Source organism: uncultured Romboutsia sp., assembly GCF_958366745.1.
Taxonomy (GTDB): Bacteria; Bacillota; Clostridia; order Peptostreptococcales; family Peptostreptococcaceae; genus Romboutsia; species Romboutsia timonensis.
Genome location: NZ_CATXCO010000035.1, coordinates 1 through 15,202, shown reverse-complemented (window position 1 = coordinate 15,202; position 15,202 = coordinate 1). Strand labels below are relative to the sequence as shown.

Here is a 15,202-nt window from a genome sequence, read left to right as displayed (position 1 = left end):
TTAGTTTTGATTAATTTAAGTATATTTTGTTTCACGTACAAAGTCCTAAAATATATTTGGGAAGTTTTTTTCATGATTTTATTTTAGGAGAATTTATGAAAAGATTAGAATTTAATTTTCATAAATTAATTATTGAATAAAATTAAATATAATGGTAAAGTATATTCATAAATTAATTTATGAATAGGTGATGAGATGGAAGTTTTTAAAGAGATATTAGATACACATACTAAAATATGTACTTGCAGAAAGATTTATAAGATAAATGATGACCTTGAAATTACAGTTGATCAAAAAGAAAATAAGGTTGTTATGTGGGGATTTAATCATAAAAGTGATAGGTTTTTGAATTTATCTACTAAGAGATTTCAAAAATTGATGGATGGCTTTAAATCAGTAGCTAGTGATTTATATTCAAGTGGAAATTACTATTATATAACTGTAGATACTTCTAAGAAGGAAAGTATAGATGATAAGTCTTATGAGGTGGAAATAGAGGAGTTAAAGAAAAAAATAGATTGTTTGAATGATATTATAGCTAGGCTAGAAAAACGTAATGAAAGATTAGAAGAGGATGTTGAGAAATATAGAAAAGATTATTTATATTATTTTGATGAGTATTCAAAGTTAAGGGATAAAGATTTTAATAGAAATTTAGAAGAAATTAATAATTTAAAGAAAAATTCTTTAATACATAATGCTAGAGGTGCTGGTAGAAAGGCTAAGTTTACTGATGATCAGGTTGATGAGATAAGAATGCTTAGGGAAGATGGAAATACTATAAAAGAGATTGCTAATAGATATAATTGTTCTGTTGGGTTAATTCATAAATTAATAAATGAAAAATGAAGAGGTGGAAAGATTATGGATATAGCTCATAAAATTTGTTTATAGATGCTTCGCATTGGTAAAAAGATTTTATGAGAGCTTATGGTTTTTAAACCTTCGGTTATTCAGCCCCTGTATGTCCAATGCTTTCACTTCGTAAAAACTAAGGCATACAAGGTGATGCTACAATATAGCTCATATTACATAGGATTTTTTGGATTATGATATGAGCTATATTGTAGCTTTATTTATGTGCTTACTATTTACTACGTTTCAGCATTGGACATACTTTTCCCACCGCGCTCTCTGCTCCCCCTCCTCCAATCCCTTTGCTCTAGTAAAAATTAAGAATAGTATAGGATAATAGTTGAAGTAGGAGCAAAGACCGCTCCTACCTCAACTATCTTTATTTATATATTGGGGTCAAAATCTTTAGGGTCAAGTCTGACATCACAGATTGCAGCAAAAGTGGTTCGCCCACACGTGGCTCAAAACCTCTGCAAACTGTGATGTCAGACTAAAAACCCACTGCATTATTTATTTTTTATTTGTATTTGATTTATGAAATTTTATATAAGGCTCTGTTATAATTAAATGTTGATATATGATACTTTTTCGGAAAATAAGTTATAATGTATAATAAGATAATAGTTGTTAATTTATGGGGGGAATTTTATGAGCAAAAACAATGCTAAAAAGAATAATAATTACTATTTTCCACTTTTTATGGGAATGGGACTTGTCTTTGGTGTGATACTTGACCAGATAGCAATAGGATTATGTTTAGGTGTTGCTATTGGTCTTGCTTTAGATAATAATAAAAAGAAAAAATAGATTAAATTTGAATATTAATATAAAGAAAGAGGATATGTTTAACATGCCCTCTTTCTTTATATTAATATTGGTTTAAAACAGAGCTTTATATAAAAAAATATTTTTTGAAGTGGATATTGTTTGTAATATTTAATATTACTCTAGTATTACTGTATATGTATCTATTTGTACTACTAAATTTTAAGGAAATACTTATGGAGTTTGGCTGTCGCCACCGCGCTTTACGCTGCAATCTTTTGAGCAAAGACCACTCAAAGTAGTTCGCCTACACGTGGCTCAAAAGGATTTTCGCTACAATCGCTAACTCAAAATCACTTTTAATCGAAAGCTGTATGTAAATTTGAAGCGTATATTTTTTAGTTAGTTATTATAATAAAAGATAGGCCTTTCGGCCATGCCCCTCTGACTAATCCCTAAAGCACTCATACTACTACGCTTATAACATACTCCGCAAACATCATATTACATATCAAGTCTGCTCCGTATCTTATCGCTTCGTAGCATTCGTAGCTTTTTAGGGATAGCCATTCACTGCCCTAAGCCCAATGCCCATTGTCTAGTTTTTATTGGTGCATGAATTAATAAAGATTATAAAACCTCCACGTTTTAGATAAGTTACTCTACAAGTTTTTTAAATATTAATTTCATCTATAAAGAAAATTAGCCTATTTACCTGGTGTCGGTATTATATTTTAACACTAATATATCGCATTGGATAAAAACGTTGCTCCGCTATCCAATGCTGGTGCAAATATAGCTTTTAAAGGAAATTTCAGCATTTATGTATAAATTAAAGATTACTTGAAATTCACGTAAATGTGAATTTGATAAGTACTAAATTTATTAATATTTCACGTTTTCGTGAATATGAAAATGAGTTTTTATAAGATGTTTAATATATTAAATATTGAAATATACACGTTTATAGGAGGGATTGGAGTGAAAGGTAGTTTTGAAGGTTTATATACATTTCTTGAAGTGGCTGAGATTTATGGAATAGATGATTCATGTTTAAGAAAGCAAGTAGCTCGTGATAAGTTTGTTATTGGTGAAGAAGTAAAGAAGATGGGAAGAACATGGATTATAACAGAGCAGGCAATGATTAAAAGTTTTGGAGCTTTGAAGTTTGAGGAATACAAGAAGAAACAACAGAAAAAGGAGCAGGCTAAAGAGAAAAAATTAAATAAAGTCAGCTTAAATGCTCAAAAGACTAGTAAATGCAGTGGTCAAAAGAGAAATAGATCTAGTAAGAAAGTACATAGCATGAATGAGAAGGAAGAAAAGATAAGAGATAGTTGGGTTAATGGAGAAATTAAAGGCGTAGAGCTTAAAAGTTTTGCTTTTAATACAAATGATAGTGAGCAGATTTAAAAACTCTTACAGGCTAAAATACGGGCTTTATTGTATTAAATAAAAATAAATTTTACATTTTAAAGATAATATACTTATTATATATATAGAAATATATAAATTTTGGAGGTATTTATGAAAAATTTAGAAAATAAATTGATGTTTATAATAAAAGAAAGTAATCTTATAAATTTATTTGATTATGGATATGTAAAGGAAGAAAGTACTGATGAAGGTGAATTTGCATATAAATATTTTGTAAATATGAGAGATAGCGTTAAAAATCCACTTCATGTTAGTTCTTTTGAATTTTACAATAGAAAACATTCATATAAAGATGGTAGCTTTTCTAAGTTTAGAATTTATCATGATGGAAAAATGCCTAGAAATGTACATAATGAGTTAGAAAATTTAAAATATGTTATATCAAGGTCTAAGACATATATAGATTTTGCATCTGATAATTTAGATAATTTAGTAGCAATTGGAAGAGAAGTATATGATATAATCTCAAAATAAAATAAGATGGTTACAAGTATGTACCATCTTATTTTATTTTATTATTTTATCTTTTTAAGTTTTAGTAATTGACTCATATTTACCCATAAAACTAATCTTAAATTTTATAATTTAAATATATAGAGATAAGTTTAATTTTATGGAGGTATTTATGGGAAAGTTAGTTATTGATTTAGGACATGGAGGACATGATCCTGGAGCTATTGGACCAAATAAAACACATGAAGCAGATGTTGTCCTGGCTATAGGAAAGGAACTTAATGAATTACTTAAAGGTTATGATCTTGAAGTTAAATTTACAAGGTTATCTGATGTTTATTTATCATTGAGTGAAAGAGCTAAGATTGCAAATGATTTTAAAGCAGATTATTTTTTATCAATTCATATTAATTCAGCTACAGATAGCAGTGTTAGAGGTGTTGAAGTTTGGCAGTATTCTAATAAAAATGATAAGTTAAATAAATTTTCTAATGGTTTATGTGAGGATGTAGCAAATATTTTTAATGCTAGAAATAGAGGTGTTAAGCAAAGCCAAAAACTTTCTGTACTTAAAAATACCAATATGCCTGCTGCTTTAATTGAGGTTGATTTTATTTCTAATGTTAATGCGGAAAGAGATTTAAATGTTAGTAGTAATATTAAAGCGGTAGCTCTAGTAATTAGGGATAATTTAATAGATTTATTTGGATTAGAAGCTGTTGCAAGTGATGTTTTATACAAGGTTTGTATTGGAGCTTTTAAAGATAAAAATAATGCTATAAATCAGGTTAAATTGGCCAAGGATAAAGGGTTTATAGATACATATATAATACAAAATAGTTAATAAAACAACAAAATGAATCAAAAAAAAAATACGAATAGTTACAAAACTATATTTTTATAGAAAAATATAGTTAGAGTAATTAAAATTTAGATGTATATTCTATGCTAGTTTATAACATTTATTTTACAGTAAATTAATGGTGAAATATAATTCTATAGCTAAAATTAAAGAGTTAGTATTTAGATAATTTTAATAATTACTGATTCTTATAAAAGCTTTTTTATTTAAACCAATTTATGTTACGGGGAAGAATGATTTAAATTAGCCAAATAGATTAATACATAAAATAATAATTTTATGAGGAGGAAATAAGTATGTTATTAAGGAAGAAAACTAAGAGTTTAATTGTTGTATCATTGGCGATAATAGGCTTAGCTAGTACGTCAATAGTAAATGCACGTAGTTTGATAGCAAGTAATACATCTTTAGTTCAGATTGAATCAAAGGGAACTCATCCAACAGGTTCAGTAACTAAAGGTAACTATACAGTAAATTCATCAATATTAACTAAGCCATCAATGGGACAAGCTGCTGCAAGAGGAATTCTAACAGTTGGTTCACCTAAACCAGCAAAAGATATGGGGCTATCTATGACATTATGGGGAACGGAGTATTCATTAATAGCAGCAACACCATATTATTATAATACAAATGGAACAACTGCAGTAAGTGTAACTACTAGATATGCAGATGGTTACTCTACATTTACTACAGGTGGAGATATGAAATATAATAACTTATCTTCTAATTGGCGTTTTAAACAAGCTAAATGGATATCTCCGTATAATAAAAATAGTGATAAGTTAGTAGAGAATGTTTTTGAAAATTATAAAGATATATTAAAAAATTTAGATATACCTAATAAAAAATTAAAAGAACGTGAGTATATGTATAATGAAAAAGGAATGATACTGGCAAAAGCAACAAATGGTATAGAAGGATATGTATATGAAGAGGAGGTAAGAAAAGATAGTTCTGAGGAAAGAACTATCAATGTTTATAATAAAGATGGAAAAGTTATAGGAGATTTTAAGATTGAATTTGGAGAAGAAGAGTAGAAATATATAAGTTTTTAATATGAAAATATTTTAAATTATAAAGATGTAGGAGTAGATATTTATTTATCATTAAGTGAAATAGCTAGGAAGAAAAAATTGACTAGAAAATACAAATAAGAAGAGTTTAAGTATTTTATGATCACACTTAAACTCTTTTTTTATGTACTTAATAAAAAATACAATTATATTTAAAATTTAATATAAAAAATTACAGAAATGACTTAATAAGTAATATATAATATTACAATAAGTAATATTTATTGGAGATGATAATATGAACAAGGAACAATTCAAAAACTTAGATATATTAGCTCAAATAGAGTATGTAAATAACATACTAAAAGAAGGTAAAACATTAACTGCTTTTTCAGAAGAAGTTGAGATATCACGAAAGACTATAAGTAAGAATTTCTCTAAATTTGGGTATAAATATAGCCAGAGTAAAAAGCAGTATATCCTTGCAAATACTGATGTACAAGCGGGGGGACGAAAGAAATATTACAGTAATATTACAGAAAGTAATATAAAAAGTACCCCGAAAAAAGAAAGTAGTATTCCAGTAATAAATAATATTACAACCAATTTAGAGATATCAAATCATCAAAAAAATAGCCTTATATATTTAATGGATAATGTAGATAGAATAAAGGCAATACTAGATGGTCAAAATGAATATTACAAAGATATTACAGATAGTAATATTGAGAAAAAAGAAGATATAGTAAGAGATATATATAACTTCAAACAAGCAAAAAGGGACTATAGAGCAAAGACTTTAAAGCTAGATGTAGAAGTTCAAAAAGGATTTGAGAAAATTGCAGAAGATCTAAAAGATAGTGGAGTAACTCAACAAGAGTTACTAAACTATATTCTAAATCAATACATTAAGTTTTATGAGAATATAAAATAAACCACCTTAATTAATTGCAGCTTAATTAAGATGGTTTATAAAAAGCTATTAAATAAATTTACCTATTTAGTGGCTTTAAGTTCATATCTAAATTATATAATTTTAATAATTCATAGTATAGAAATTTTTTATACACTAAATTTTATTGGCATTTATAAAATTTAGTGTAAGTATTGATATATCTTGGTAATGGTAATTAAAATTGTAGGTAAGATACGCTCTATATATATAAAGTGTGAAAAAATGTGTATACAAACACATTATATTTGTATATAATAAAACTATAATATATTATATATATTATGTTAATCTATGATGTGCTTGCTTTGTCAGAGAAGTGAAGTGCGGAGATTTTACCAACGGTTTATGTATTCAGCCGTTTCTGACTAGAAGTTTTTAACTTTGAACAAAAAATACATTTAAATGAAATCTGAGAGCATCTAACTTTGGTTAGATGCTTTTTTTGATTTTTTAGGTTTATTTTTTTCAATTTCTTTAATTGAAACTATATCAAATACATCTTGATTCTTGATGTATATATTATCATCTCTTACAAAAAAGCTTTCTGGATAATGAATTTTATCTTGAGCTAAGCTTAGATGCATGTACTTTCCATTGTCATCTTTAAAAAACATATAGTCACACTTTAAATTGGTTTTTAAACTTACGTTGCAAGAATCAAAGTCTAAAATAACTTTCTCAAATAATAATTTATCTATATTATGAAAATAGCTAACTCTATCATCTATTTTATTATCAAAATAGGAGCTATTCTCTATTGAATTGTATGTAATATTACCTTGTAGTACATTATTAAAAATCCTATTTTTTTTATTACGCCTAGTATCAAGTTGTGGTAAATCAGTTAAATAGTGAAACCCAATCAGATGATAAAAATTATCTTTTTTGAATTGAATTTGAATAGTTTTTGTATTCCCATCTTTAGTATCTATAGTTATGATGAAATCTTTATTAAGCAACTTTTCATAACTTTTAGCTGCTAAGATAAGAGGATCTGTATCTATTACCATAGTAATCACCCCTGTACCATAAAATTAAAGTTAAATATTTGATATATTGCTATAATATATATCATAATTAAAATTATATAATAAGTCAATATATGTAATTTTAATTACATAAGTTGTCGCTCTTTTAAAAAAATGTAATACAAAAAGTGTCTTGCTTTTATTCGTATAATTCTATATAGTTATATATGTATAGAATTATATAAGAATTTATAATTTCAAAAGTAAGGAGGAAATTATGGATAAAAAAATGCTGATGACATCAAAAGAAGCAGATCCTTTAATGGAGGAATCTAGACATGCATTTAGTGAATGGAAAACAGAAAAAATTAAAAATAAAAGTGGGTTTTATCCTGTATATAATGAATTTTTAGAAAAAGGATTATTAAAAGAGTTAAGTGGGAATGCACTAAAGCTATATATATACCTTGGAATATATTCAAAAAATGAAACAGGAGAAAGTTGGCATAGTGTAGAGCGTATAGCAGAGTATTTTGATTGTGACAAAAGAACAATTACAAGGTGGTTTAAAGAGTTAGAAGATAAAGAGCTTATATTCAGGGTACAAAAGGGATATAAAAGAGCAGCAAATACGTTTTTAAAGCCGTACTGATTTTATACTAAAGGTATTGTGTATTGTAATAAGTGGATTTGTAATTAATATAAAATTAAGTAAAGAAATAACTAGTCTATATAAAAGATATATGGAATCTATTTTATATGCTTTTGATCAACGTATGAAGTCATTTGCGATATGAGCCTAAGTGAATTTTGTTAATAAATTTTTAGTATTATATATATAAATGATAGCTAAAAAGACATGTCTAACTGAGGAAGAAGCTGAAGCTTAAAAAATAATAAATAGAATATGTTTAAAAATAATAAGAAATTAATACATATGGATTTAGCTTGGAATATATTAGTTCAATATTGTAAGACTTCAATGAAGAAGATAGTTAGGAAATTTGAATAGTATACAAAGTTTATTTTATTAGGAACAGAAGCATTTTGGGCGTAGATAAGTTATAGAGGGAGATGTATTAACAAGTGTAATTATACTAAGACTACCATTTTTAGTACTAGACATAATTAGAGAACATAAAAAATCTATTATAGAAAATTTGTTAATGAATGTAGATGTTCAAGAAATGATAATTAAGTTGAAACAAGGTGTAGGCAGGTTGATAAGAAACTCGACTGATAGGTGAATAATATCAATATTAGATTCTAGAGCTAGTGAAGATAATAATAAATATTATTATAAAAATATATGGGAGTCAAATTCCATGAAAAATATAACTATAGATTTAAACTCAATTAAGGAATTTATAGATAACAATAAAGAGGTATATTTAAGTTAACCTGAAATATATGGCCTAGGATCCTAGGCCTAAAAATAATTGACAATACACCGAATTAGATGTATAATAAAAATAAAAAACATCGAAAATGATGTAAAATCTAGGGAGGATCATTATGAAAGTAATATTACATAATGCTCTAGGAGAAATAAATGATATTTTAAAATTTACTAATAACGAGAGAGAAAAAACTGACATTCTAGAACTTTTATTGTCTCTTATAAAAGATACTCAAGGTACACTGGAATCTTCAAAAATAAAGAAGATAAAAGCAGTAGATGTGAAAATATATGAGGTAATAAAAGGATCACTAAGGGTGTTTTACACATCTTATGATGGAGACATTTACATAGTTCATATATGTCGTAAGCAAAAAAATAAAACTGAACTAAAAGATATAAAGCTTGCGGAAAAAAGGGCAAAAGAGATACATCGTATATAGTTAAATAAAAAATATCATTTATTTCCTCTTAGAGGAAATAATAATTACCCTAGTAAATAAATTAAATATTGATAAATAATTACAAACAATAAGGAGGTGTAAAGAAATGTTGATTAAAATAAGAGTATCGGATGTAAAGAAGAAAGTTGGAGAATTTATTAAGAGTTTAGTTGAATTAGAATGATCCTAATTAAATCATTGATTTTAAGGAGGAGACTAAATGAGAAATGAACACATAGAAATTGATATTGAATCATTAATGAAAGCTGTAGAGTCACTCAGCAACGAAGAGAAAATTTTATTAGAAGCGAAAGAAATAGAGAGAGCATTTATTATTAAATTGATTAGTGTTAGAAAAGAGAAAGGAATAACACAGAAGGAGTTAGCTAAAAAAACTGGATTAACGCAACAGGTTATTTCTACAATAGAACAGTGTGGAAGAAGGCCAACTTTAACAAATTTAATCAGATATTTGATGGGATTAGATTTAGACATCAATAAAATTTTTAACTCAACTATATAATACATTTATGAATAGATTTTAAAGGTAATATAGAGTTTATTAAATTAAATAAATAATATTGATGAATTACCTTAATTATCTAATATACTAATATAAAGTATGAACGGAAAATATATATTATAAAAATAAAATCATTTTAAGAGAAGCTATAATTCTTTGTTTTAATTATAGCTTCTTTTCAATTGATTTGACAAACTTTGATAAATAAATTAAAAGAGTTTACATTTAAATTAAAAAATAAATAAAATATTTTGAGTATAATACATTGGTATTACTTAATTTGAATGTAAATTTTTACTTTAAAAAGGTCAAGTTTGAGCCGACAAACTTGACCTTTTTTATATTCAAATTGTATTATAAAATATAAAAAAAGACATCAATAGTGATCGCATCAGGAGGATAAAATGAAAAAAAGAGCAGTAGGATATTGTAGAATATCAACATTAATGCAAGTAGATAATACCTCACTTAAAGACCAAGAAGATAAAATTAGAATGTATGCTAAACTTCACGATATCGTGATAGATGAAATATTTATAGATAAAGCAGTATCAGGTAAATCTACAGATAGACCAGAGTATGATAAGATGATGGATTATGTAAAAGAAAATAACATAGATATGATTATAGTTTATAAAAATGATAGGATACATAGAAGTTTATATAATTTATTAGCCATGATTTATGAACTTCAAAAGTATGAAGTAGCTTTAGTAAGTGTAACGGAAATGTTTGATACATCAACACCTCAAGGAATGCTATTTTTACAGATGTTAGGGAGCTTTGCAGAGTTTGAAAGAGCAGTTATAAATGAAAGAACTCGTAATGGTAGAATAGCAAGATTAAATGAAAATAAGTGGGTTGGAGGGAAGCCCGCATTTGGATATAAAGTAAATAAACAAGGTCAATTTGAAATAGATGAGGAAGAAGCTAAAATAGTTAAGGATATATTCAAATTAAGGTCCAAGGGGATTTCATTAGCTAAGGTAGGTGCTAAGTATGGATTTTCAAAGCAGAAGGTAGATTATATATTAAAAAATAAAAATTATATTGGTGTATTTGAATATCAGGGAAAAAAAGAAAAGAATGAGATTGTTATTGATATAGAGCCAATAGTATCAAAGTATATGTGGAATAAAATTAATAAGAATTAGGTGTCCCATTTTTTGTTCTCTTTGTATTGTGGGGGCTTTAGCCTGTTTCTATTTTTCTTGTATGAATTACTCATTTTATGGTACAATTTATCTATAATAATCGGAAAATAAAAAAAGTTAGAACCCTCCATCGCCAAACAGAGATTCTAACCTTTTTTATCTAAAACCCTATGAAAGAAAAAGATAAGAGAATCTAAATCTTAAATAGAGAGCTTTTTTAATTTTTTATATTGTTATTTTATCACAGACAGAAATAACTGACAAGAATATAAAGAAACTTCTCTTATCTTTTTTGGGGTAGATTAAATAGATAAGGGGAGTTTTTTTATGCAATTAAATAATTTAGCAGAAGTCAGAGACTTTGATATAGAGGAATGTATAAATCATTTGGAAATGTTACATAAGGATAGTAAGGGTTATATAACAATATCTTCAAAAGACCCAAACTATAAACAGTGGCATTATAAGAGTGAAGATATTATAGATAATGCGGAAGATATTTTAAATATAATAAATGCATATGTATCTCAAAATACATTTTATAAGCCACAAAGAAGGATTGAAAATATAAAAGAGCTTAGAACTATTTATATTGACATAGATTGTCATAAGACTAAGTATTCTAAAGAAGCTGTAAAGTATTTTTTAGAAAAAGATTTTTATGGTACTAAAATACCACAACCAAATTTTTTAATAGATAGTGGTAGGGGGCTTTATTATGTACTTTTAATAGAACCTGTACCAAGTATGGCTATGCCACTTTGGTATGCAGTTCAAAGATATATTTATAATCAATTAAAAGAGTTTGGAGCAGATGCAAATGCACTTGACCCAACTAGAGTTCTACGAATTGCAGGTACAGTTAATTCAAAGAGTAATAGTTATGTAGAGATTTTGGATATGCATAGTTATAAGTATAGGTTAAGAGATATACAAGAAGAGTATTTACCTGAAATTACTGAGAAAAAAGAAAAGAAAAAGGGTAGACCTAAAAAAATTGTAAGTCTTTTTAATGAATATAGTTTATATCATGCTAGAGTTTTAGATATTATAAAGATTTGTGAGCTTAGAGATTATGATGTTAAAGGTCATAGAGAGTTAATTTTATTTTTATATAGATATTTTACTTGTTGTTTTATACAAGATCCAGAAGAAGCTTTACAAAAAGCTTTAGAACTTAATTCAATGTTTAAAGAGCCGCTTCTTGAAAGAGAAGTTATAAGAGATACTAAGTCAGCAGAGAAGGCTTATGTGGAGAGGAAGTATAAGTATACTAATACTAAGCTTATAAAGATATTAGATATAACATTAGAAGAGCAGCAACATTTAAAAACCATTATTTCTAGTAAAGAGAAATATAGAAGGTGTGCAGATGTGAAGAAGGCTAAACAAAAGGCTAAAAGAAGAAATGAAAAGGGATTAACTAAGAAACAACAAGAGTTAGAAGATTTAAAAATAAAAATAAATGAATTGAAGAATAAAGGAAACAGTGTTAGAGAAATAGCTAAGATACTAGGGATAAGTAAGTCTAAAGTAGGGCGGTTAGTTTAAAATTAACTGTCCCATTTTTTGTTCTCTTTGTATTGTGGGGGCTTTAGCCTGGTTCTATTTTAGGGAGTGTTTAGATGAAGTTAGTTAGTTTGCAGTTAGAAAATTTTAGAGGTTATTCAGAATTTACTACCATTGATTTAAATGATTTAACGTGTTTAGTTGGAAAAAATGATGCAGGGAAATCAACTATTTTAGAGGCATTAGATTTTTTCTTTAATGAAGGAGGATCTAATGGAATTATTAAGCTTGATAAAGATGATTGCTCTATAGGTTCTGGAAAGGAAGAAATTTTGATTGGAGCAACATTTACAAATGTTCCTGATAAAGTAATACTCGATACATCTGTTGAAACTTCTTTAAAAGATGAGTTTTTATTGAATAAAGATGGTATGTTGCAAGTTAATAAAATTATAAAAAGTGGAAAAGTAATAAGTACAAAGTTAATTGCTAATTATCCTAAAGGCAAACCAAAAGTACATTCTCTTAAGATAAGTGAATTGAAAAAGTTATTAAAAGAAATGGATATTTCAGTTGAAGATGAAAGAATTTCTTCTTTATGTAGAAAGGCTATTTTAAGTTCATATTGTAAGGAAGAATTAGAGGAAATTGAAATTGAAACTAAAAATGAAGGTGGAAAAGCTATTTGGGAAGAATTAAAGAAGTATTTGCCTGCATATTCATTATTCCAATCAGATAGGAAGAATCAAGACAAAGATGGTGAAATACAAGATCCAATGAAGGAAGCGGTTAAAGAAGCACTTTCAAATAAGGAAATAATAGATACATTAAATAATATAAGCACAGAAGTGATAAATGCAGTTAAGGATGTGACTCAAAGAACATTAGAAAAATTAGCAGAGATGAATCCTGAGATAGCAAAAGAGCTAGAACCAGAGATACCTAAAAAAATAGAATGGGATAAGGTATTTAATTTTGGACTTCGTAGTGACAATGGTATTCCGTTGAATAAAAGGGGAAGTGGAGTAAGAAGAATGATTTTACTTAACTTTTTTAGAGCTCAGGCAGAAAAAAGAAGGTCATCAGATTCATCTTCTAATATAATCTATGCATTTGAAGAGCCTGAGACAGCACAACACCCAGATTATCAGAAAAAGCTTATAGATTCATTTATAGAACTGAGTAAAAGTAAAAATACACAAATTATTTTTACTACACATAGCCCTGAAATATGTAATATGGTGCCAATAGAGTCATTAAGATTAATTGATAGAAGTTTAAGTAAAGAATTTAAAGTACCTACAGAGCATGTATTAGATGATATTGCAAATACATTAGGGGTATTACCAGGAATAGCAGTAGAGATAGATCAAAATGTAAGAAACGTAAAGGTAGCAGTATGTGTAGAAGGTAAGCTAGATATTAGCTTTTTAAGAAATATAAACACGAATATACCAGAGATAAAAGATATTGTTGATTTAAACAGTGAAAAAATTATAATGATTCCTATGGGAGGAAGTACATTAAAAGATTGGGTAAATGAAAGGTATTTAGAAAAGCTAGAGCTTAATCAAGTACATATATATGATAGTGATATTGGATCTGAAAAGGAAAATAAATATAAAAATCAAGTTATTGAATTAAATAAGATAAGTTCATGCAAAGCATTTGAAACAAATCTTAGAGAAATTGAAAACTACATCCATCCAACTATCTTAGAAGATATAGGAATAAGATTTGAAAAAGAGTATTTAGATAATTGGAATAAGTTAGATATTGGGGAATATTGTGCAAGATATAGCTATGAAAATAATCCTGATTCAACAAAACCATGGAGTGAAGTTACTGATAAGAAAAAGAGTGAGAAAATAGGAAGGTTTAAGAAACAGATAAATATGGAATACTCTAAGAAGCTTACAAAGTGTATGTTAGAAGAGATGGAAGTTTTTGATGAAGTTAAAGAATGGTTTAATTCAATAAAAGAGTTTGCTAAGTAAGAATGATAAATATTAATAAAAAAGTAATTTAATTATGTCTAAAAGAATGTAGGGAATATAAAATATATGTAGAATATCCAATATACATAGAGTTATAGGAGGATATTTTATGGAATTAAAGATAAGTGATTTACCTCCACAATTTGAAAATATAGCTATAGAGCTTGGAATAGACAATATAAAGGCTTTATTTAAAGAATTTGGAGGAACATCAGTATACTTTCCTACTGAAAAAATGATATACAAAGAAGCTCGCGACAGAGAAATTATATCTGAGTATAATGGATTTAATCATAAAGAATTAGCAGCTAAATACAATATGTCTGAAAGTTACATAAGAGCTATTATAAACAGACATAAGAAAAGTGCCTAATAGCTTTATTGACATAAGTTAATAGAGAAAGTATGATAGGTATTTAGATACTTACATTCTAGATTTTTGAAAAAAAGAAGCTACACACCTAATTTATATTGGGATGCGTAGCTTTTTATATTTTATTATTTAATTCACTTATATTTGAGTTTAAAGAATTAATACCAATACTCAAACTTTCTAGTTTTCCTTCAATGCGCACAAGTAAATACATAGTCACGATAGCAGGAAAGCCTAAATTAGCCACTAGTTGCATTAAATCTAGTTCCATATATATATTCCTCCAAATAATCTTTTAAATTGCTAAGAAAGCCCCTCAGAAGCTTAAGAAGGGCATTTCTATGTTTGAGCAACGGATATGTATGAGCGTATGCGATATACATATCGTTGGCGACACGAAGTTTCATGTGTTACGCTACTACTAAATCAAATTCTGTAGTTTCTGTTTGAACTATTTTTGCTTCTTTTGCACTAACTATATCTTCACCGTTAG

17 protein-coding genes are annotated in these 15,202 nt (G+C 27.1%); 15 read left to right on the top strand and 2 right to left on the bottom strand.

Going from position 1 to position 15,202, the window contains the following annotated elements; genetic code table 11:
- The first annotated feature begins 195 nt into the window (after positions 1–195).
- From Q5F54_RS04365 to Q5F54_RS04335, 7 genes are all read left to right on the top strand, one after another.
- Entirely contained in the window at positions 196–849 is a 654-nt protein-coding gene (locus Q5F54_RS04365; RefSeq protein WP_302334009.1) for a helix-turn-helix domain-containing protein, read from the top strand.
- A gap of 654 nt (positions 850–1,503) precedes the next feature.
- Positions 1,504–1,662, top strand: a complete 159-nt coding sequence (locus tag Q5F54_RS04360) for a hypothetical protein (RefSeq protein ID WP_178069323.1) — start codon at positions 1,504–1,506, stop codon at positions 1,660–1,662.
- 939 nt (positions 1,663–2,601) lie between these two features.
- Positions 2,602–3,033, top strand: coding sequence for a helix-turn-helix domain-containing protein (locus Q5F54_RS04355; RefSeq protein WP_302334008.1), 432 nt, complete (start codon positions 2,602–2,604; stop codon positions 3,031–3,033).
- 114 nt (positions 3,034–3,147) lie between these two features.
- Positions 3,148–3,531, top strand: a complete 384-nt coding sequence (locus Q5F54_RS04350) for a hypothetical protein (RefSeq protein WP_177571684.1) — start codon at positions 3,148–3,150, stop codon at positions 3,529–3,531.
- 151 nt (positions 3,532–3,682) lie between these two features.
- Positions 3,683–4,354: an N-acetylmuramoyl-L-alanine amidase gene (locus Q5F54_RS04345; RefSeq protein WP_177571682.1), complete on the top strand. Its 672-nt coding sequence runs from the start codon at positions 3,683–3,685 to the stop codon at positions 4,352–4,354.
- Between the two features lie 314 nt (positions 4,355–4,668).
- Complete coding sequence (locus Q5F54_RS04340) at positions 4,669–5,412, top strand: hypothetical protein (protein WP_177571680.1); 744 nt, start codon at positions 4,669–4,671, stop codon at positions 5,410–5,412.
- 274 nt (positions 5,413–5,686) lie between these two features.
- Positions 5,687–6,322, top strand: coding sequence for a hypothetical protein (locus Q5F54_RS04335; protein ID WP_177571678.1), 636 nt, complete (start codon positions 5,687–5,689; stop codon positions 6,320–6,322).
- Positions 6,323–6,762: 440 nt separating this feature from the next.
- Here the strand turns inward: Q5F54_RS04335 and Q5F54_RS04330 are convergent, their stop codons facing one another.
- Positions 6,763–7,353: a PBECR4 domain-containing protein gene (locus tag Q5F54_RS04330; RefSeq protein WP_288306788.1), complete on the bottom strand. Its 591-nt coding sequence runs from the start codon at positions 7,351–7,353 to the stop codon at positions 6,763–6,765.
- A 235-nt stretch (positions 7,354–7,588) separates the two neighbouring features.
- Here Q5F54_RS04330 and Q5F54_RS04325 point away from each other — a divergent pair, with 235 nt between their 5' ends.
- The 8 genes from Q5F54_RS04325 to Q5F54_RS04295 all read left to right on the top strand — a co-directional run bounded on the left by Q5F54_RS04325 (position 7,589) and on the right by Q5F54_RS04295 (position 14,709).
- Positions 7,589–7,963, top strand: a complete 375-nt coding sequence (locus Q5F54_RS04325; protein WP_288306787.1) for a helix-turn-helix domain-containing protein — start codon at positions 7,589–7,591, stop codon at positions 7,961–7,963.
- 412 nt (positions 7,964–8,375) lie between these two features.
- Positions 8,376–8,558, top strand: a complete 183-nt coding sequence (locus Q5F54_RS13225) for a helicase C-terminal domain-containing protein (RefSeq protein ID WP_369124051.1) — start codon at positions 8,376–8,378, stop codon at positions 8,556–8,558.
- A 268-nt stretch (positions 8,559–8,826) separates the two neighbouring features.
- Positions 8,827–9,153 (top strand): type II toxin-antitoxin system RelE/ParE family toxin, encoded by a 327-nt coding sequence (locus Q5F54_RS04320; protein WP_288306785.1) that lies wholly within the window; start codon positions 8,827–8,829, stop codon positions 9,151–9,153.
- Positions 9,154–9,373: 220 nt separating this feature from the next.
- Positions 9,374–9,676: a helix-turn-helix domain-containing protein gene (locus Q5F54_RS04315; RefSeq protein ID WP_288306784.1), complete on the top strand. Its 303-nt coding sequence runs from the start codon at positions 9,374–9,376 to the stop codon at positions 9,674–9,676.
- A gap of 404 nt (positions 9,677–10,080) precedes the next feature.
- Complete coding sequence (locus Q5F54_RS04310; RefSeq protein ID WP_302334007.1) at positions 10,081–10,830, top strand: recombinase family protein; 750 nt, start codon at positions 10,081–10,083, stop codon at positions 10,828–10,830.
- A 327-nt stretch (positions 10,831–11,157) separates the two neighbouring features.
- Entirely contained in the window at positions 11,158–12,381 is a 1,224-nt protein-coding gene (locus Q5F54_RS04305) for a DNA-binding response regulator (protein WP_302334006.1), read from the top strand.
- A gap of 74 nt (positions 12,382–12,455) precedes the next feature.
- Positions 12,456–14,336 (top strand): ATP-binding protein, encoded by a 1,881-nt coding sequence (locus tag Q5F54_RS04300; RefSeq protein WP_294136221.1) that lies wholly within the window; start codon positions 12,456–12,458, stop codon positions 14,334–14,336.
- Between the two features lie 109 nt (positions 14,337–14,445).
- The gene (locus Q5F54_RS04295) at positions 14,446–14,709 is read left to right on the top strand and encodes a Mor transcription activator family protein (RefSeq protein WP_276703864.1); all 264 of its coding nucleotides are present in this window, start codon (positions 14,446–14,448) and stop codon (positions 14,707–14,709) included.
- Between the two features lie 115 nt (positions 14,710–14,824).
- On the opposite strand, the gene Q5F54_RS04290 is transcribed toward Q5F54_RS04295, so the two are convergent.
- Complete coding sequence (locus Q5F54_RS04290; protein WP_276703866.1) at positions 14,825–14,980, bottom strand: YvrJ family protein; 156 nt, start codon at positions 14,978–14,980, stop codon at positions 14,825–14,827.
- Positions 14,981–15,202 lie beyond the last annotated feature (222 nt).

What these genes read in the sequence shown, in the direction of transcription:
- Q5F54_RS04335 (WP_177571678.1), top strand. Translation starts at nt 5,687, where the DNA reads ATGAACAAGGAACAATTCAAAAACTTAGATATATTAGCTCAAATAGAG.
- Q5F54_RS04350 (WP_177571684.1), top strand. Translation starts at nt 3,148, where the DNA reads ATGAAAAATTTAGAAAATAAATTGATGTTTATAATAAAAGAAAGTAAT.
- Q5F54_RS04290 (WP_276703866.1), bottom strand. Translation starts at nt 14,980, where the DNA reads ATGGAACTAGATTTAATGCAACTAGTGGCTAATTTAGGCTTTCCTGCT.
- Q5F54_RS04315 (WP_288306784.1), top strand. Translation starts at nt 9,374, where the DNA reads ATGAGAAATGAACACATAGAAATTGATATTGAATCATTAATGAAAGCT.
- Q5F54_RS04305 (WP_302334006.1), top strand. Translation starts at nt 11,158, where the DNA reads ATGCAATTAAATAATTTAGCAGAAGTCAGAGACTTTGATATAGAGGAA.
- Q5F54_RS04325 (WP_288306787.1), top strand. Translation starts at nt 7,589, where the DNA reads ATGGATAAAAAAATGCTGATGACATCAAAAGAAGCAGATCCTTTAATG.
- Q5F54_RS04320 (WP_288306785.1), top strand. Translation starts at nt 8,827, where the DNA reads ATGAAAGTAATATTACATAATGCTCTAGGAGAAATAAATGATATTTTA.
- Q5F54_RS04365 (WP_302334009.1), top strand. Translation starts at nt 196, where the DNA reads ATGGAAGTTTTTAAAGAGATATTAGATACACATACTAAAATATGTACT.
- Q5F54_RS04310 (WP_302334007.1), top strand. Translation starts at nt 10,081, where the DNA reads ATGAAAAAAAGAGCAGTAGGATATTGTAGAATATCAACATTAATGCAA.
- Q5F54_RS04300 (WP_294136221.1), top strand. Translation starts at nt 12,456, where the DNA reads ATGAAGTTAGTTAGTTTGCAGTTAGAAAATTTTAGAGGTTATTCAGAA.
- Q5F54_RS04330 (WP_288306788.1), bottom strand. Translation starts at nt 7,353, where the DNA reads ATGGTAATAGATACAGATCCTCTTATCTTAGCAGCTAAAAGTTATGAA.
- Q5F54_RS04295 (WP_276703864.1), top strand. Translation starts at nt 14,446, where the DNA reads ATGGAATTAAAGATAAGTGATTTACCTCCACAATTTGAAAATATAGCT.
- Q5F54_RS04340 (WP_177571680.1), top strand. Translation starts at nt 4,669, where the DNA reads ATGTTATTAAGGAAGAAAACTAAGAGTTTAATTGTTGTATCATTGGCG.
- Q5F54_RS04345 (WP_177571682.1), top strand. Translation starts at nt 3,683, where the DNA reads ATGGGAAAGTTAGTTATTGATTTAGGACATGGAGGACATGATCCTGGA.
- Q5F54_RS04360 (WP_178069323.1), top strand. Translation starts at nt 1,504, where the DNA reads ATGAGCAAAAACAATGCTAAAAAGAATAATAATTACTATTTTCCACTT.